18 protein-coding genes are annotated in these 16,338 nt (G+C 55.8%); 5 read left to right on the top strand and 13 right to left on the bottom strand.

What is annotated here, in order from left to right; genetic code table 11:
• Nucleotides 1-2 precede the first annotated feature (2 nt).
• Genes EBC_RS03145 through EBC_RS03135 form a run of 3 tightly spaced genes read left to right on the top strand, consistent with a single transcriptional unit; the run spans nucleotide 3 to nucleotide 3,018 of the window.
• Nucleotides 3-1,082: a phosphotriesterase family protein gene (locus tag EBC_RS03145; protein WP_013200362.1), complete on the top strand. Its 1,080-nt coding sequence runs from the start codon at nucleotides 3-5 to the stop codon at nucleotides 1,080-1,082.
• 12 nt (nucleotides 1,083-1,094) lie between these two features.
• Nucleotides 1,095-1,850, top strand: a complete 756-nt coding sequence (locus EBC_RS03140; RefSeq protein WP_013200361.1) for a glutamine amidotransferase — start codon at nucleotides 1,095-1,097, stop codon at nucleotides 1,848-1,850.
• A 43-nt stretch (nucleotides 1,851-1,893) separates the two neighbouring features.
• Entirely contained in the window at nucleotides 1,894-3,018 is a 1,125-nt protein-coding gene (locus tag EBC_RS03135) for a M20 family metallopeptidase (protein WP_013200360.1), read from the top strand.
• Here the strand turns inward: EBC_RS03135 and EBC_RS03130 are convergent.
• The 6 genes from EBC_RS03130 to dnaB all read right to left on the bottom strand — a co-directional run bounded on the left by EBC_RS03130 (nucleotide 3,015) and on the right by dnaB (nucleotide 8,006).
• Nucleotides 3,015-3,347: an MmcQ/YjbR family DNA-binding protein gene (locus EBC_RS03130; protein ID WP_013200359.1), complete on the bottom strand. Its 333-nt coding sequence runs from the start codon at nucleotides 3,345-3,347 to the stop codon at nucleotides 3,015-3,017. The genes EBC_RS03135 and EBC_RS03130 overlap by 4 nt on opposite strands.
• A 90-nt stretch (nucleotides 3,348-3,437) precedes the next feature.
• Nucleotides 3,438-3,854 (bottom strand): secondary thiamine-phosphate synthase enzyme YjbQ, encoded by a 417-nt coding sequence (locus EBC_RS03125; RefSeq protein ID WP_013200358.1) that lies wholly within the window; start codon nucleotides 3,852-3,854, stop codon nucleotides 3,438-3,440.
• 38 nt (nucleotides 3,855-3,892) lie between these two features.
• Nucleotides 3,893-5,086, bottom strand: a complete 1,194-nt coding sequence (locus tag EBC_RS03120) for an amino acid aminotransferase (RefSeq protein WP_013200357.1) — start codon at nucleotides 5,084-5,086, stop codon at nucleotides 3,893-3,895.
• Nucleotides 5,087-5,133: 47 nt separating this feature from the next.
• Entirely contained in the window at nucleotides 5,134-5,748 is a 615-nt protein-coding gene (locus EBC_RS03115; RefSeq protein WP_013200356.1) for a YitT family protein, read from the bottom strand.
• Nucleotides 5,749-6,005: 257 nt separating this feature from the next.
• On the bottom strand, nucleotides 6,006-6,470 hold the full coding sequence (locus EBC_RS03110) for an Lrp/AsnC family transcriptional regulator (RefSeq protein WP_013200355.1): 465 nt from the start codon (nucleotides 6,468-6,470) through the stop codon (nucleotides 6,006-6,008).
• Between the two features lie 120 nt (nucleotides 6,471-6,590).
• Entirely contained in the window at nucleotides 6,591-8,006 is a 1,416-nt protein-coding gene (gene dnaB / locus EBC_RS03105) for a replicative DNA helicase (protein WP_013200354.1), read from the bottom strand.
• 95 nt (nucleotides 8,007-8,101) lie between these two features.
• Here dnaB and EBC_RS03100 point away from each other — a divergent pair, with 95 nt between their 5' ends.
• Complete coding sequence (locus EBC_RS03100) at nucleotides 8,102-9,082, top strand: quinone oxidoreductase (protein ID WP_013200353.1); 981 nt, start codon at nucleotides 8,102-8,104, stop codon at nucleotides 9,080-9,082.
• Between the two features lie 248 nt (nucleotides 9,083-9,330).
• On the opposite strand, the gene pspG is transcribed toward EBC_RS03100, so the two are convergent.
• From pspG to EBC_RS03085, 3 genes are all read right to left on the bottom strand, one after another.
• Complete coding sequence (gene pspG, locus EBC_RS03095) at nucleotides 9,331-9,561, bottom strand: envelope stress response protein PspG (RefSeq protein ID WP_013200352.1); 231 nt, start codon at nucleotides 9,559-9,561, stop codon at nucleotides 9,331-9,333.
• Nucleotides 9,562-9,772: 211 nt separating this feature from the next.
• Nucleotides 9,773-10,768 carry a tRNA dihydrouridine(20/20a) synthase DusA gene (gene dusA / locus EBC_RS03090; protein ID WP_013200351.1) on the bottom strand — a complete coding sequence of 332 codons (996 nt, stop codon included), beginning with the start codon at nucleotides 10,766-10,768 and terminating at the stop codon, nucleotides 9,773-9,775.
• 207 nt (nucleotides 10,769-10,975) lie between these two features.
• Nucleotides 10,976-12,217 carry a conjugal transfer protein TraF gene (locus tag EBC_RS03085; protein WP_013200350.1) on the bottom strand — a complete coding sequence of 414 codons (1,242 nt, stop codon included), beginning with the start codon at nucleotides 12,215-12,217 and terminating at the stop codon, nucleotides 10,976-10,978.
• A 476-nt stretch (nucleotides 12,218-12,693) separates the two neighbouring features.
• Here EBC_RS03085 and zur point away from each other — a divergent pair, with 476 nt between their 5' ends.
• Complete coding sequence (gene zur / locus EBC_RS03080; protein ID WP_013200349.1) at nucleotides 12,694-13,209, top strand: zinc uptake transcriptional repressor Zur; 516 nt, start codon at nucleotides 12,694-12,696, stop codon at nucleotides 13,207-13,209.
• A gap of 127 nt (nucleotides 13,210-13,336) precedes the next feature.
• On the opposite strand, the gene EBC_RS03075 is transcribed toward zur, so the two are convergent.
• The 4 genes from EBC_RS03075 to EBC_RS03060 form a co-directional block, all read right to left on the bottom strand.
• Complete coding sequence (locus EBC_RS03075; protein ID WP_013200348.1) at nucleotides 13,337-13,546, bottom strand: CsbD family protein; 210 nt, start codon at nucleotides 13,544-13,546, stop codon at nucleotides 13,337-13,339.
• A 240-nt stretch (nucleotides 13,547-13,786) separates the two neighbouring features.
• Entirely contained in the window at nucleotides 13,787-15,109 is a 1,323-nt protein-coding gene (dinF, locus tag EBC_RS03070; RefSeq protein ID WP_013200347.1) for an MATE family efflux transporter DinF, read from the bottom strand.
• Nucleotides 15,110-15,228: 119 nt separating this feature from the next.
• The gene (lexA, locus tag EBC_RS03065; RefSeq protein ID WP_013200346.1) at nucleotides 15,229-15,837 is read right to left on the bottom strand and encodes a transcriptional repressor LexA; all 609 of its coding nucleotides are present in this window, start codon (nucleotides 15,835-15,837) and stop codon (nucleotides 15,229-15,231) included.
• A 116-nt stretch (nucleotides 15,838-15,953) separates the two neighbouring features.
• Complete coding sequence (locus EBC_RS03060) at nucleotides 15,954-16,313, bottom strand: diacylglycerol kinase (protein ID WP_013200345.1); 360 nt, start codon at nucleotides 16,311-16,313, stop codon at nucleotides 15,954-15,956.
• Between the last annotated feature and the right edge of the window lie 25 nt (nucleotides 16,314-16,338).

The following is a 16,338-nucleotide window of genomic DNA, read 5'->3' as shown; positions in this document are numbered from 1 at the left end:
TGATGAAAGGGTCTATTTTTCGCCATGCCGATCCCCTGCCCGTTGGGGTGAGCAGTGGCCATGTGATGACCGTATTGGGGCCGATGCCGCTGAGTGAGATGGGCGTGACGCTGATGCACGAACACATTCTGCTGGATGCGTCCGGCAAGTGGGTGGCGCCCTGCTGCTGTAGCGATCGTCATGTGGCCGAGATGCCGGTCAAAATTGAAAATCTGGGCGAGCTGTCGCTTAACCCGTTGATGAGCCGCGATAACTGCCAGCTGTTTGATGTCGATGTCGCCATCGAGGAGCTGATGAAGTACCGCGCGCTGGGCGGCCAGACGGTGATCGACCCGACCAACATTGGCATCGGCCGCGATCCCAAAGCGTTGCAACGCATTTCCCGGCTGACCGGGCTGAATATCGTGATGGGCACCGGCCTGTATCTGGAGCCTTCGCATCCCGAATGGGTGAAGACTATCTCCGTCGAACAGCTGACCGAAAAGCTGATTTACGATGTCGGCGGCGCGGACGAAAAGCCGGAGGTGATTGCCGGTCTGATTGGCGAAATCGGCGTTTCCAGCCGCTTCACCGCCGATGAAGAGAAGTCGTTGCGGGCCGCCGGCCGGGCCAGCGCGGCAACCGGCGTGCCGATTGAGGTGCACCTGCCGGGTTGGGAACGACTGGGCCATAAGGTGCTGGATATTCTGGAACAGGAAGGCGCCGATCTGCGTCATACCGTGCTGTGCCATATGAACCCCAGTTTTGCTGACAAACGTTATCAGCGTGAACTGGCGCAGCGCGGTGCCTTTCTGGAATACGACATGATCGGCATGAGCTACTACTACGCCGATGAGTCTGCGCAGTCGCCTTCTGATGAAGAGAATGCGCGGGCGATCCGCGAGCTGATCGATGACGGCTTTATTCAGCAAATTCTGCTGTCGCAGGATGTTTTTCTCAAAACCATGCTGACCCGCTACGGCGGCCACGGTTACGGCTACATCCTTAAACATTTCGTTCCCCGTCTGCGCCGCCATGGCGTCAGTGGTGAGCAGCTTGAAACATTAATGATTGCTAACCCGCAGCGCGTATTTGGCGGGTAAAGGGAGAGAATAATGCCAAAGAAAATTCTGCTGGTCGGTGAATCCTGGACCAGCACCTCGACACACGTTAAGGGCTTCGACCAGTTCGCCACGGCAACCTGGCACAACGGTGCCACCGATTTTCTTACCGCGCTGGCGGACAGCGATTACGCCATCACGCATATGCCGGCCCATGAAGCGCCGGTGAGTTTTCCGCTGACGCTGGCAGGCTTACAGGAGTGGGATGCGATTATCCTTTCCGATATCGGTGCCAATACGCTGTTGCTGCATCCCGATACCTGGCTGAAAAGCCAGCGCACGCCGAATCGTCTGGCGTTGATCCACGATTATGTTGCCGGCGGCGGCAGCCTGATGATGATTGGCGGCTATTACAGTTTCCAGGGGATCAACGGTGGCGCGCGCTATCGCAACACCGCGGTGGAAAAGGTACTGCCGGTTCGCTGCCTGGCCTGGGATGACCGGATTGAATCGCCGGAAGGCATTTATCCGGAGATCAAAGAGTCACACGCGGTGTTCAACGATATTTCGGGCGACTGGCCGTGGCTGCTGGGCTACAACGAAGTGGAGATGCATCCGGAAGGCACGCTGCTGGCGACCATCGCGGGCACTGAGCATCCTCTGGTCGCGGTGCGCGAATATCAACAAGGGCGCTCGTTAGTCTGGACCAGCGATATGTCTGCGCACTGGCTGCCGACGGAGTTTGCCGCCTGGCCGGGCTATCGCCAGCTGTGGGTCAACTGTCTGGACTGGCTGACGGAGAAGGCATAATGGCCGTGGCTAACCTGCTGTCCCCACCTGAGGAGTCCGGCGCATGACCGATCGAACGCTTCAGCTTGCCCAGCGCCTGCTGGGCTTCGATACCATTAATCCGCCCGGCAACGAAGCGGCCTGCATGGCCTTTTTTGCCGGCTGGCTGGAGGACAATGGCTTTGAGGTGACGCTCAGCGGGTTCGGTGAGGATCGCGTGAACCTGATCGCGCGGATCGTCGGCGAAACCGCCGGCGATCCGCTGGGCTTCACCGGCCATCTCGATACCGTGCCGTTGGGCAATCAACGCTGGCAGCACGATCCTTTTGGATCGTCGATCGACGGGGATCGTCTGTACGGTCGTGGCGCCAGTGATATGAAAGCGGCCGTGGCGGCTTTTGCCGTGGCCTGCGTGGACAATCTGGCGGCGATCCGCCAGGGTTCAGGCGTGGTACTGCTGATCACCGGCGGAGAAGAAACCGGCTGTGACGGCGCGAAAGCGCTGATTTCGGCTGGCGATCTGCCGGCGGTGGGCGCATTGATCGTCGGTGAACCCACGGCAAACTACCCGGTGATTGGGCATAAAGGCGCGTTGTGGTTACGGTGCGAAACGCAGGGCAAAACGGCGCACGGCGCGATGCCGGAGCTGGGGATCAACGCCATTTATCTGGCGGCGGAAGCATTAGGCAAGATCCAGAGTTTTACGCCTGGCGCGCCTCATCCACTGATGAAGAAGCCGACGATTAACGTTGGCCGCATCCAGGGCGGGCTGAATATTAATTCGGTGCCGGATCGCACGCAGTTTGATGTGGATATTCGTACCGCACCCAATCTGCAGCACGCCACCATCCGTCAGAACCTCACCACCACGCTGGGCGAAAAGGTGATGGTGTCCACGCTGGTCGATCTGCCTGCGGTGCTGAGTGAAGAGGATAACCGCTGGATTGCCGGCGTGTATCGGCGTTGTCAGCCGCTGCACGACCAGCCGATTGAGGCGAAAATCGTCCCCTACTTTACCGATGCATCGTTGCTGTTGCCGGCAATGGGCAATCCGCCGTGCATTATTTTGGGGCCAGGAGAGCCGACCATGGCACATCAGACCGATGAGTATTGCCTGCTGGGCCGCCTTGCCGAAGCGGAAAGGCTGTATGGCCAGCTGATAGTTGACTGGGAAACGGCTGAGTATTAATGGGCGCCGCGGGTATCCAGCGCTTTTTGCAGCGAGGCATCGACCAGATAATAGATCTGCGAATCCTTTAAGGTGCCGTCCAACAGGACGGTACTCCAGTGCGACTTATTCAGATGGTCGCTGGGACGGACGTCGGTATGCGCTTCACGCAGTAAATCGGCCAGCGCCGGTGTGGCTTTCAACGCCACGGCCGGTCGGCCATCCACCTCATGCACCAGCGCAAACAGCACATCATCCACTTTAATTTGCGTCGCTTTCCAGTCGCTGTGCACGCTTTGCTCCGCGCCTGGCTTATCCATACAGTAAGACAGAAGATCCGATACGTTCATCTTTTACATTCTCCTTGCAGCCTGGCAATGTTGTCGGTTTTTTGCCCGGCGTTGGTAGGTGAGTATAGGCGATCTGGCGTATCTGACGACTTATTCGCCTTGCAGCGTGGCAACAATCTGCCGCGATCCGCCCTGCACGCGGTGCTCACCGAGCCAGATCCCCTGCCACGTGCCAAGCATCAAACGGCCACGACTGATGGGCAATAGCAGCGACGTGCCTAACAGCGACGACTTGATATGCGCGGGCATGTCATCTGCCCCCTCATAATCGTGTTTGTAAGGCGCGTTTTCCGGCACGGCGCGCAGGAAATGCTGTTCCATATCGCTGCGCACCGTTGGGTCGCAATTCTCATTCAGGGTCAAAGACGCGGAGGTGTGTTGTAGCAGCAGATGAAGCAGCCCAACCTGCACGTCGCTTAAGCGCCGCAGCTCGTCGACGATCTCTTCGGTAACCAGATGAAATCCACGAGATTTGGGGCTTAAGGTAATCGTCTGCTGATACCACATTGTCTTGTTCCTTTAACTCAATGAGTGCTGGCGTGCAGTTACATTACTGCAGCCATGGCTTCGGCCACCTGGTGAACGTTTTGGCTGTTCAGCCCGGCGACACACATGCGGCCGCTGGCGATCAGGTAAACGCCGAACTCTTCACGCAGGCGATCAACCTGTGCTGCGCTCAGGCCGGTGTAGCTGAACATGCCACGCTGCTTCAGCAGGTAGTCGAAGCTTTTACCCGGCATCGCCTGGGTCAACGCGTCGACCAGCGCCTGACGCATAGAGGAGATACGCACGCGCATCTCTTCTACTTCGGCCAGCCAGCTGGCTTTCAGTTCAGCATCATTCAGCACGCAGGACACCACCTGGGCACCGAAGTTGGGTGGGCTGGAGTAGTTGCGACGTACGGTCGCTTTCAGCTGGCCCAACACGCGAGAGGCTTCTTCCGCATCATCACAGACCACTGACAGACCGCCAACGCGCTCACCGTACAGCGAGAAGATTTTAGAGAAGGAGTTGCTGACCAGCGCCGGCAAGCCTGCGGCGGCAATAACGCGGATGGCGTAGGCATCTTCTTCCATTCCGGCACCAAAGCCCTGATAGGCGATGTCGAGGAACGGGATAAGATCGCGGGTTTTCAGCACTTCGGTCACGCTGTCCCACTGGGCGTTTGTCAGGTCGGCACCGGTCGGGTTGTGGCAGCACGGGTGCAGCAGCACGATGGTCTGTGCGGGCAAGGTGTTCAGCTTGGCCATGAACTGGTCAAACTTCACGCCGTTGGTCGCTTCGTCGTACCACGGATAGGTGCTGACTTCGAATCCGGCACCGCTGAAGATCGCCACATGGTTATCCCAGGTCGGATCGCTGACGCACACAGACGAGCCAGGGAAGTAGGTTTTCAGAAAATCTGCACCGACTTTCAGCGCGCCAGAGCCGCCCACCGTCTGGATGGTGGCGATGCGGCCGGCTTTCAGCGCCGGGTGATCCTGCCCAAACAGTAACGGAGCCACCGCGCTACGGTAAGGTGGCAGGCCATCCATCGGCAGGTACACCGAGGCATTCTGTGCCTGGGCCGTCAGACGCGCTTCCGCCTCCGCCACGGCTTTCAGCTGTGGGATCACACCGTGGCCGTCATAATACAGGCCGATGCTCAGGTTCACCTTTTGCGGTCGGGTATCCTGCTTGAACGTCTCCATCAGGGAGAGAATTGGATCGCCAGCGTAGGCATCAACGTTTTGAAACACGGTGCAGATCTCCATTAATTGGTGTGGTGCTGTAGGTTAACAACTTATCAGACGTAATAGCGGCCAGGGCGATGGTTCATGGCAATGATCAGATTGAGGATCAGCGCGCCAACGATTGAAGCGGCCAGCATCGGCATGGAAACCACAAATAACGACGCCAGTACCACGCAGGTATCGACGCCCATTTGCAGCTTCCCGGCACGAATACCGTACCGATCCTGCAGCCATAACGCCAGAATATTGATGCCGCCGAGGCTGGCTTTATGGCGAAACAACACTATAAACCCAATTCCCATTATCACGTTACCGAACAGTGTGGCGTAAAAGGGATCCAACGCGGAAAAGTGGATGAAAAGCGGATGTAAATGGGTGAACAGCGAAACCAGCCCGACCGCGCAGAAGGTTTTCAGGGTGAATGCCCAGCCCATGCGGCTTGCCGCCAGCCAGTAGAACGGCAGATTGATCACAAAGAAGGCCACGCCGAAAGAGGTGTGCGTCAGGTAACTGATCAGGAAGGCGATGCCCGCAGTGCTGCCGGTTAACGCACCAGCCGTTTTCAGCAGCGTAATGCCAAAGGAGACCAGCAGCGTACCAAACAGGATCGCCAGCGCATCTTCAACCAGGGTGTGGGGAACTTTTGTGGGGGAAACGACATTATCCATGGTGCTGATTCTCAGAGAAATAGTCTCTGGGTATAGCAAAAATCGCACCAATCCGGCAGTAAAGACGACTGCCGGATGGTGCCAGCGAATTATCCCATTGAATACAAGGCGCTTTACTACTTATTTTCGTGCATGAAAGACGGGCTACTCCGTCAGATCACGCACTCGAATTCTTTTTACTACACGCTTCACGCATCAACACCGCGTTTCATGCACTAACACGATCCACTCACGCACTGTTTTGGTGCGCTCAGCCCTCAGGCGGGAGTCATCACGCCGTTCTCTTTCAAACGGGTTAACACTACGGACGTTTTGACATGAGATACGCTTTGGTGACCGGCAACCAGCTGGCTGATTAAGGCACTGAGCCCGGCCAAATCCTTCACCGCCACCTTCAGTAAATAGTCGGCATCGCCAGTGGTTTTATAGGCATCAACAATCGCTGACTGCTCGGCAACCATGCTGTGGAAGCTGTCAACGTAGTCTGAAGTATGGTTAATCAGGCGCACTTCAATCAGCCCGATCATGCCTAAACCGACGGCATCCGGCGACAGCCGCGCGTGGTATCCCAGAATCAAGCCCGCCTGCTCAAGGTTGATGCGGCGGCGTGAGCACTGTGAGGCAGAAAGCCCCACCAGATCGCTCAGTTCCTGATTGGTCAGACGACCATTAGTTTCAAGTAAAGTCAGTATCTTAAGGTCGAAATCATCTATCTGGGTCATTATCGATCCGGGCGGCTAATCAGGGACGCTACCCAGACAGATAACCGCATTCTTCGCCTGGTTGTCCAACACTATTTTCTGATGGATAGGCCAGGCGATGCACATTTCGTGCATGACGGGTTATTCGTCGTCGTATTGCGGGCCAGCGTAGTTATCAAAACGCGACCACTGACCGTTGAAGGTCAGGCGCACCGTGCCGATCGGGCCGTTACGCTGTTTACCCAGAATGATTTCCGCAATGCCTTTCTGATCGCTGTTTTCGTGGTAGACCTCATCACGGTAGATAAACATGATTAAGTCGGCATCCTGCTCGATGGAGCCTGATTCACGCAGGTCGGAGTTGACCGGGCGCTTATCGGCACGCTGCTCCAGCGAGCGGTTAAGCTGCGACAGCGCCACCACCGGCACCTGAAGCTCTTTCGCCAGCGCCTTAAGGGAACGGGAGATTTCGGCAATTTCTAACGTACGGTTGTCAGAAAGCGACGGCACGCGCATCAGCTGAAGGTAATCGATCATGATCATGCTCAGGCCGCCGTGTTCGCGGAAGATGCGGCGGGCACGGGAGCGGACTTCCGTCGGCGTCAGGCCCGAGGAGTCATCGATAAACATGTTCTTTTTCTCCAGCAGAATGCCCATGGTGCTGGAGATACGCGCCCAATCCTCATCATCGAGCTGGCCGGTACGGATACGGGTTTGATCGACGCGGGAAAGTGACGCCAGCATACGCATCATGATCTGTTCGCCGGGCATCTCCAGACTGAAAATCAGCACCGGTTTGTCCTGCAGCATCGCGGCGTTTTCACACAGGTTCATGGCGAAGGTGGTTTTACCCATCGCCGGACGCGCCGCGACGATAATCAGATCCGAACGCTGCAGACCGGCGGTCTTCTTGTTCAGATCCTGATAGCCGGTATCCACGCCGGTTACACCATCGTGCGGCGTCTGATACAGCGATTCGATCCTGGCGATCGTCGCCTCAAGGATCTGATCGACACTCTTCGGGCCGGTATCTTTATTGGCCCGGCTTTCGGCGATCTGGAACACGCGGGATTCCGCCAGATCGAGCAGATCTTCGCTGGTGCGTCCCTGCGGATCGTAACCCGCATCGGCAATTTCATTCGCCACCGAGATCATCTCACGCACCACCGCACGTTCGCGCACGATATCCGCATAGGCACCGATGTTCGCCGCACTTGGGGTGTTTTTCGACAGTTCGGCCAGATAGGCGAATCCGCCAACCAGATTCAGCTCGTTTTTGGTTTCCAGCGATTCAGACAGGGTGATCAAATCGATGGGTTTGCCCAGTTCCAGCAGGCGCTGCATTTCGCTGAAGATCATCCGGTGCGGGCGGCTGAAGAAGTCCAGCGCGACCACGCGTTCGGAGACGTTATCCCAGCGTTCGTTATCCAGCATTAACCCGCCCAACACGGACTGTTCCGCTTCCAGAGAATGCGGCGGCAACTTCAGGCCTTCCATCTGCCGGTCGCGCGGTTCACGGTTTTCGTTGGATTTGTTGGTGGGTTTATTTCCTGCCATAGTGATGCAATACCGAAGAGTGTGGGGACGGGCAAGTATACCCGTTTGGGATGCTGTCGTCCTCCCTCAATACAGCGGAATCAACAGGAGTGAGCATGGCAAAACGTATACAAATCAGCCAGCATGGCGGACCGGAAGTGATGCAACTGATTGATGTCGCGATCCCTGAGCCAGCGGCCGGGGAAGTGGTGGTAGAGAATAAAGCGATCGGCATTAACTACATCGATACCTATATGCGGACCGGCCTGTATCCGGCGGCATTGCCTTCTGGCCTGGGCACGGAAGCGGCTGGCGTGGTCAAGAGCGTGGGTGACGGCGTGACGGCGGTTAAGCCGGGCGATCGCGTGGTGTATGCGCAGTCGGCGTTGGGTGCCTACAGCGAGTTCCATGCGGTGCATGTCGATAAGCTGGCGTTAATTCCGGACAACATCTCCTTTGAGCAGGCCGCCGCCTCGTTCCTGAAAGGGCTGACGGTTCACTATCTGCTGCGCCAGACCTATGTGGTACAACCGGGCGAGATTTTCCTGTTCCAGGCCGCGGCGGGCGGCGTCGGTCTGATTGCCTGCCAGTGGGCGAAAGCCTTGGGCGCACATCTGATCGGCACGGTGGGTTCGGCTGAGAAAGCGCAGCGTGCGAAAGCGGCCGGCGCCTGGGCGACCATTAACTACCGCGAAGAAGACATCGCCAAACGCGTCAGCGAGTTAACCGACGGCAAGAAGGTGCGGGTGGTTTACGATTCGGTCGGCAAAGATACCTGGGAAGCGTCGCTGGACTGTCTGCAACGGCGTGGATTGATGGTCAGCTTTGGTAACTCGTCCGGCCCGGTCAGCGGCGTGAATCTGGCAATCCTCAACCAGAAAGGCTCGTTATACGTCACCCGCCCTTCCCTGAATGGCTACGTCACCAACCGCGATGCGTTAACCAGCGCCAGCAATGAGCTGTTTTCGCTGATTGGCAGCGGAGCGATTAATGTCGATGTGCCGGAGCAGCAGAAGTTTGCCCTGAAGGATGCGCAGCAGGCGCACAAAACGCTGGAGAGTCGGGCTACGCAAGGCTCAAGCCTGCTGATCCCCTGATCGTCGGTTGCGGTAATTTTCCCGATCGCCAGATGCAAACAGGGCTTCCCGTAGGAAGCCCCTTTTTCTTTTTTTTAGTTCGCGCTGGTTGTAGGGTCAGAGCGATGAATTCGTGTCAATTCAGTGAAAACATCCTGGCAGAATTCATAAGTAAATAATATGTTTAATTGCTGATTCGTCTATGCAATATGCCATCTTGTGATCCAGTGCGCATTCTTTACGGTAATTTACCGACTAACACGTTGATATTAACGGGATAACCAACGGTCCAGTTTCGAGTTCGGTTTTTTATACGCGCGATAAATCCATACCGCCACCACCGCCAACGCCAGCCAAGGCAACAATTTTATAACAATCGCCAGCATGCCGCCAAAGAACATCACCACGGTAGCGACGACCAGCGCGGCGATAATGCCGAGCACGGAGATGCCGGTCAGCAGCAGCATGACAAAGAAGCCAAGCACAAATAAGATTTCCATCAGGTTCGCTCCAGAGAAAAGATTCCTCAGAGACTATTACAAGAAGCGTGCCAGGGTTGGCGTTGGATTAAGTGATTGAATTGACTGAGATGGAATAAACAGCGGTGAAGTGCACCTGGTGAAATTGATGACTAATTGGTGAAGCGGTGACGATAATCGCACAGTTCAAACCGTCGCGGCTTGACCTGTGCGTTCATCCTGGTTCTGACGCTTAAACAGCGGCCGGGATTTTATCCGCCACCAGCGCCAACGCCTGCTCAACCGTTTCGATATTGGCTCCCGGCTTATGGGCATTCTCGCTCAGGTGACGTCGCCACTGGCGCGCGCCCGGAATGCCCTGGAACAGGCCCAACATATGGCGCGTGATGTGGCCAAGATAGGTGCCGTTCGCCAGTTCAGCCTCAATGTACGGATACATTGCCCGCACAACGGCCACCGGATCCGGGGCAGGTAACTCGCTGCCAAACAGTTCGCGATCGACCTGCGCCAGCAGCCCAGGATTCTGATACGCCTCACGACCCATCATCACGCCATCGACGTGCTGCAAATGCACTTTGGCTTCTGCCAGCGACTTGATGCCGCCATTGATCGACATCGTCAGATGCGGGAAATCACGCTTCAGCTGATAGACGCGTTCGTAATCCAGTGGCGGGATTTCGCGGTTCTCTTTCGGGCTCAGCCCCGACAGCCAGGCCTTGCGGGCATGAATGATAAAGCTGTCGCAACCGCCCTGCTCGGACACCTGACGGATAAACTCACAGAGGAATTCATAGCTGTCCTGCTCGTCGATGCCGATGCGGGTTTTCACCGTCACCGGGATCGACACCTGGTCGCGCATCGCTTTAATGCCATCGGCGACCAGCGCCGGTTCGCCCATCAGGCAGGCACCGAAGCGGCCGTTCTGCACACGATCCGACGGACAGCCGACGTTCAGATTGATTTCGTTGTAGCCTCGCGCTTCCGCCTGCTTTGCGCATTCGGCCAGCGCCGCAGCGTCATAGCCGCCCAGCTGCAGGGCAACAGGCTGTTCTGCCTGATTCCACGCCAGATAATCGCCTTTGCCGTGCACAATGGCACCGGTGGTAACCATCTCGGTGTACAGCAGGGAATGACGCGTTAACTGACGCAGGAAATAACGGCAATGACGGTCGGTCCAGTCAAGCATCGGGGCAACGGAAAAACGGTGTGCAGGTAAAATCTGGGTCATAAAGCGCGCAAACTCGGTGTGATTAACAAATGACGATAATGTGCGCAATGATAACACGCCTGCCGGCGGAGACACACCTTCAGCACGCGGGCCCACGCATTATCGCGGGCATTGCCGCAGTTAATCGCTGCGACGGGGAGACGGAATACAGGGCGGAAGAGGATCCCGCCCTGTTGTTAACCCTTATGGCTGATGCAGCCCGAGGGATCAGAAGGTGAAGTTCAGCTGGGCAACCGCACCCCAGGTTCTGTCGTCGCCTTTCATACCGGCCAGATCCAGATGCACCTTGCCAAACGGTGACAGGCCAAAACCGGCGGTGTAAACGTTGGTGTCGTTGGACTTCATATCGGCACGGTAACCGGCACGCAGCTGTAACCAGCTCAGCAGACGGTACTCGGCACCCACGCCCGCATACTGGCTTTCTTCCTGCGTTTTGAAGCCTTTGGTTGGCGTTACGTCAACGTCCAGCGCTGCGGTCAGTCGCTCAGTATGGAAAGACACGCCAGGCGTGACGATTGGGCTGATCTGGTAGGTATCTTTGTAGCCGTTCACTTCTTTGGTATCGATATCGCGCGAAATAAGGTTCTGCGCGCTCAGACCCAACGTCCAGTTGTCGCCAATATCGGTGGCGGCGCCGGCATCAAGGTTGAAGCCGCTGTTGGTGTTTTTGTAACGACCGTTGGTGAAATCTGATTTGTCGTAGTTATAAACCGAGGCGCTGTAGTTATACAGGTAGGTTTTCTGCAGCTTTGGCGTGACGCCAAAGGAAACCGGATGGCCTGCGATATTGAACTCGTGCGCAACCGCCACACCGTAATCATAAACAATCGCACCACGCCCGAGGCCAGCCGACGTCAGCTTGCTCTGATCGCCTGGCAGTGGGAACACGGTGCCATCGGCGACGCCCTGAAGATAATCAATATCGCTTTGGGTGACATCAGCCGTAACGTGCGCGGTACCGTAGGCCTTGGTTACGAAAGCAAATGGCAGCGTTTCATTGGGAATGGTTACCGCAAACGCCGCGCCCGCCGTGCCGTGGGCCTGATTCCCCTTGATCCCCCGCAGTTGACTGGCCAGGTCTCCGGCCGCCGCCTGCACTTTTGGGTAATCGGCAAAGCTGGTGATGTTGTTGGCAATGTCCTGATAGCGATCGACGCTGTCAGTCAGGTCATCAACTTTATCCACCAGATTGTTTTTATCCGTCACCTGCAAACCGGCAGCCGGAAGGATCACGCTGACCGTGTCATCCGGTTTTGCTTTGGTCATCAACGCGGGGTTAGCCAGCACCGCCGTGCCGTAAGTAGAGGACGCCACACCCGTCCCACCCATGGCGTCATTACGGGCATCGTAATAGTTGCCAGCGGCTAACGCGCTAAGGGGGGCCAGAAACACTATGGGAAAAACTGCAGGACGGGAAAAACTGTTCAACTTACGGATTAATTTCGCCATTTTACCTAGAACCCACCGTGACAAAAGAGGAAAAACGCCCGTTCAGGCGTGAAGATTTCTGCTGCCTGAATAATGGACACAAAGGCAACATTTCATTGCTGTGAAGTAAGTAACAATGGTGGGGCTTATCTGCTCATTGGCTGTTTGTTTATCTGTTATCAGGCTAATCAATAAGCATTTTGATCCCGTCATTTAAGGCCAGGATCGCTGTAACACCCAGTAAAAAGGTAGTCAGTAACATTACAGCCTGCAAATTACATTAATAGAGTTTTATAGAAATTTTATGGCACGGTTTGAAACTCTTAAACCAATCAGTATCGCTAACTGTTTTCTCTTGAGGGAAATACCAGTCATTTTAAGAGTTTTTTCAGTCTGTTAAACGGTAACAGCCGGCGGATTGACGCGTTAAGGCGGGATTCGGCGATTTTCGGTGGACGTGATAACATAACAAACTGATCTGACCTGAGGGGAAAGTTATGAACGTAAGCAGTCCTGAAAAAATCCTGTCGCAGGCTGAAGCCTTGTGCCAGCAACGCAACGTCAGACTGACGCCTCAGCGTATGGAAGTATTGCGGCTGATGAGCCAGCACCATGGGGCGATCAGCGCCTATGACCTGCTGGATCTGCTGCGGGCAAGCGAGCCTCAGGCGAAGCCGCCAACGGTTTATCGCGCGCTGGATTTTCTGCTTGAACAGGGATTTGTGCACCGCGTTGAGTCCACCAACAGCTACGTGGTCTGCCATCATTTTGAACAGCCTTCTCACACTTCTGCGATGCTGATTTGCGATCGCTGCGGGTCAGTTGCAGAGCAACAGGCTGAAGGGGTGGAAAACATTTTGAAAATGCTGGCCCTGACCTCGGGATTCGCACTGGCTAATAGTGTTATCGAAGCTCATGGGTTGTGCCGGGGTTGTGTCGAAGTGGAAGCCTGCACGCATCAGGATGCATGCCAGCACGATCATACTGTCGCCAGCAAGAAGCGTGGCAAGTAGAGCGTCATCGCAGGGTAATTTCTTAGGTTAAAGAAGGGATAGTGCTGGGGGATTAAGTGGCACTGTCCTTGTGCCGGGGTAGGAGCATCGTCCTGAAACTAAATCTTGTCAGAGATTTTGCTGCAAATCAGAAACGGTGGTTATTGTGGGTTTCCCACTCACCGAGTTCCTTCTCTGCTTGCTCTTTGCCATATCCGTAGCGTTCCTGAATCTTGCCTACAAGCTGATCGCGTTTACCTTCGACGACGGTCAGATCGTCATCAGTCAGCTTGCCCCATTTTTCTTTAAATTTACCTTTCAACTGTTTCCAGTTACCGCTGGCTTCGTCTTTGTTCATCTTATAACTCCTCAACCTTAGGTTCACAGCTTTAGGGATTTCGTCTTTGCAGACCACACAGCAGCAACATAAAACGCTGCTTAACTGCTTAACGTACAGATAATTGTAGTAGATGATGGCGAGTTTGCCCGTAATGGCGAAAGATAAAGCCACATTTTTAGCTAAAAGTGACAACGAAAAGTGAAAAAAGGCAGGGAGATCAGCAGATAACGAAGCGGCAGGTGGGTGTAACGAATTATTTCAGCCCGCAAACCAGCTGTTGTTGCGCCAGTGCCTGCGCCAGATGAGCCACAACGTCAACCCACGCAGCAGCAGGAACACGGTAACGGCCAGCCACAGACCATGGTTGCCTAACGACGGCACGGTGAACAGCGTCGCGCCGTAGCCCAGTGCCGCAATCAGCATGCCGTTGCGCATTTCACTGGCGCGCGTGGCACCAATAAACATGCCATCCAGCAGATAACACCAGACACCGCAGACCGGCAGGACAATCTGCCAGAACAGATAGGTGTCAGCCTGCTGCTGCAGTTCGGGGATTGAGGTCAGTAAGGCAACAATATGCGTGCCGGCAAGGCCATAGAGAATTGAAAAGGCCAGTGCCACCAGTCCTGCCTGGCGACAGGCCGCGTGCCAAATCAGCAGCAACCTTTTTGCGTCCTTTGCCCCATAAGCTTCGCCGGAGCAGGCTTCTACCGCATAGGCAAAGCCGTCCAGCGCGTAAGCGGTAAAGGTCAGGAACATCAACAATACGGCGTTGACGGCGACGACCTCACTGCCCAGCCGCGCACCCAATATCGTCAAGGAAACAAAGCACAGTTGCAGCAGTAAAGATCGCAACATAATGTCCCGATTCAGCCGCAGCAGCCGGCCGAAATTGCCCTGCCAGGCGGTTTTCAGCATCGGCAGCGAAATGCCCCGCAGCTTCAGCACCCGCCAGACCATAACCAGCCCAATCGCCAGCGTGACGTATTCTGCAATCGCCGTGGCCGCCGCCGCACCCTGCACGCCCCAGCCCAGCCCCATCACGAACCACAGATCCAGCACGATGTTGACCAGGTTTCCGACAACCAGCAGGATCACCGGCGCACGGGCATACTGTACGCCCAGCAGCCAGCCCAGTAATACCAGGTTGGCCAGCGTCGCAGGTGCACTTAACCAGCGGATATTCATAAACAGGGCGGCCTGATGCAGCACGGCAGGATCGCCACCCACGACAGAGAGCGCCAGGTGGTTAAGCGGGGATTTCAGCAGAATAAACAGCAGGCCAGCCGCCAGGGCAATCAGTAGCGGCTGCATCAGTGCGCGGGCCAGCGCCGGTTTATCACCCGCACCAAAGGCCTGCGCGGTTAATCCGGTGGTGCTCATCCGCAGGAACAGCAGCAGCATAAACAGGAAGCTGGTCGCGGTAGTGCCCACGGCAACGCCGCCGAGGTAGGAAGGACTGTCAAGGTGACCAATGACCGCGGTATCCACCAGGCCCAGTAAGGGCACGGAGATATTCGACAGGATCATTGGCAGCGCCAGCCGCCAGAGTTGGTTATCTGAGGGAGAAAATAATCGCATGGTCATCCACTGTGCGACTGGCTTAAAAGCATCACGGAAGCTGTATATGCCAGTCAATAAGGCATACAGCTTACCAAAAGAGAAACGCGCCGCAAAAGCAGCGCGTTAAGGTCAGGCGTTTACAGCCAGTTGCCGTTGCGGATTACGCCGACGGCCAGACCTTCAATCGACAGGGTCTGCAAGCGCAGATCGACCACGATCGGTTGGAATTCGCCGTTTTCAGGCAGCAGATGCACGATATTGCCCTGCTTCTTGAGGCGCTTTACCGTCACCTCGTCGTCAATGCGCGCAACCACGACCTGGCCGTTACGCACATCCTGAGTCTTATGCACAGCCAACAGATCGCCGTCCATAATCCCGATATCTTTCATCGACATGCCGCTAACACGCAGCAGGAAGTCGGCGCCCGGCTTGAACAGTTCAGGATCCACCTTGTAGTGGCCTTCAATGTGCTCTTCCGCCAGCAAAGGTTCACCTGCGGCGACACGGCCAATCAGCGGCAACCCTTCCTCTTCTTCCATCATCAGACGGATACCGCGAGACGCGCCGGAAACAATCTCGATCACGCCTTTACGTGCCAGCGCTTTGAGATGCTCTTCAGCCGCATTCGGGGAACGGAAACCGAGCTGTGCAGCGATTTCTGCCCGCGTCGGTGGCATGCCGGTCTGGTTAATGTGGTCGCGTATCAGGTCATAAACCTGCTGCTGCCTTGCAGTTAGTGCTTTCATCCCGCCCCCTGGTTGTTTATACAGTCAGCTGTGAGTATATACAGGTATTTGTGCGTTGAAAACCTAAAGATGTGGAAAAAACAGCAGTTTGTCAGATTATGGAAAGCGCGCCGCAATCAGGGAATTAGCAGCATTACCCAGACGAAAACAGCGAGTAGTATCGTCAGCAACACGGCAGCGGAGCCCATATCTTTGGCGCGACCCGATAAAGGATGCATCTCGCTGCCAATGCGGTCGACCACCGCTTCCAGCGCGCTGTTAAGGATTTCAACAATGATCACCAACATCACGGACCCTATCAGCAACACCCGCGTGACGGCGTCCACATCCAGCCAGCACGCCACAATCACCGCGACAATGCCGGCCACCGCTTCCTGGCGAAAAGCCGCTTCGTTTTGCCAGGCGGCGCGTATTCCTTTCCAGGAATAACCGGCGGCATTAATGATACGAGTCAATCCGGTGACGTTATTTGCCATAATCAGGGAACCCTTTGAGATGTTT

The organism is Erwinia billingiae Eb661 (genome assembly GCF_000196615.1).
GTDB classification, from domain to species: Bacteria; Pseudomonadota; Gammaproteobacteria; order Enterobacterales; family Enterobacteriaceae; genus Erwinia; species Erwinia billingiae.
The sequence above is the reverse complement of the archived record's forward strand: the minus strand, read 5'-3'. Positions and strand labels throughout refer to the sequence as shown.

Coding starts and splice junctions, on each gene's coding strand:
- EBC_RS03145 (WP_013200362.1), top strand. CDS start 3: ATGAAAGGGTCTATTTTTCGCCATGCCGATCCCCTGCCCGTTGGGGTG.
- EBC_RS03140 (WP_013200361.1), top strand. CDS start 1,095: ATGCCAAAGAAAATTCTGCTGGTCGGTGAATCCTGGACCAGCACCTCG.
- EBC_RS03135 (WP_013200360.1), top strand. CDS start 1,894: ATGACCGATCGAACGCTTCAGCTTGCCCAGCGCCTGCTGGGCTTCGAT.
- EBC_RS03130 (WP_013200359.1), bottom strand. CDS start 3,347: ATGAACGTATCGGATCTTCTGTCTTACTGTATGGATAAGCCAGGCGCG.
- EBC_RS03125 (WP_013200358.1), bottom strand. CDS start 3,854: ATGTGGTATCAGCAGACGATTACCTTAAGCCCCAAATCTCGTGGATTT.
- EBC_RS03115 (WP_013200356.1), bottom strand. CDS start 5,748: ATGGATAATGTCGTTTCCCCCACAAAAGTTCCCCACACCCTGGTTGAA.
- EBC_RS03110 (WP_013200355.1), bottom strand. CDS start 6,470: ATGACCCAGATAGATGATTTCGACCTTAAGATACTGACTTTACTTGAA.
- dnaB (WP_013200354.1), bottom strand. CDS start 8,006: ATGGCAGGAAATAAACCCACCAACAAATCCAACGAAAACCGTGAACCG.
- EBC_RS03100 (WP_013200353.1), top strand. CDS start 8,102: ATGGCAAAACGTATACAAATCAGCCAGCATGGCGGACCGGAAGTGATG.
- pspG (WP_013200352.1), bottom strand. CDS start 9,561: ATGGAAATCTTATTTGTGCTTGGCTTCTTTGTCATGCTGCTGCTGACC.
- dusA (WP_013200351.1), bottom strand. CDS start 10,768: ATGACCCAGATTTTACCTGCACACCGTTTTTCCGTTGCCCCGATGCTT.
- EBC_RS03085 (WP_013200350.1), bottom strand. CDS start 12,217: ATGGCGAAATTAATCCGTAAGTTGAACAGTTTTTCCCGTCCTGCAGTT.
- zur (WP_013200349.1), top strand. CDS start 12,694: ATGAACGTAAGCAGTCCTGAAAAAATCCTGTCGCAGGCTGAAGCCTTG.
- EBC_RS03075 (WP_013200348.1), bottom strand. CDS start 13,546: ATGAACAAAGACGAAGCCAGCGGTAACTGGAAACAGTTGAAAGGTAAA.
- dinF (WP_013200347.1), bottom strand. CDS start 15,109: ATGCGATTATTTTCTCCCTCAGATAACCAACTCTGGCGGCTGGCGCTG.
- lexA (WP_013200346.1), bottom strand. CDS start 15,837: ATGAAAGCACTAACTGCAAGGCAGCAGCAGGTTTATGACCTGATACGC.
- EBC_RS03060 (WP_013200345.1), bottom strand. CDS start 16,313: ATGGCAAATAACGTCACCGGATTGACTCGTATCATTAATGCCGCCGGT.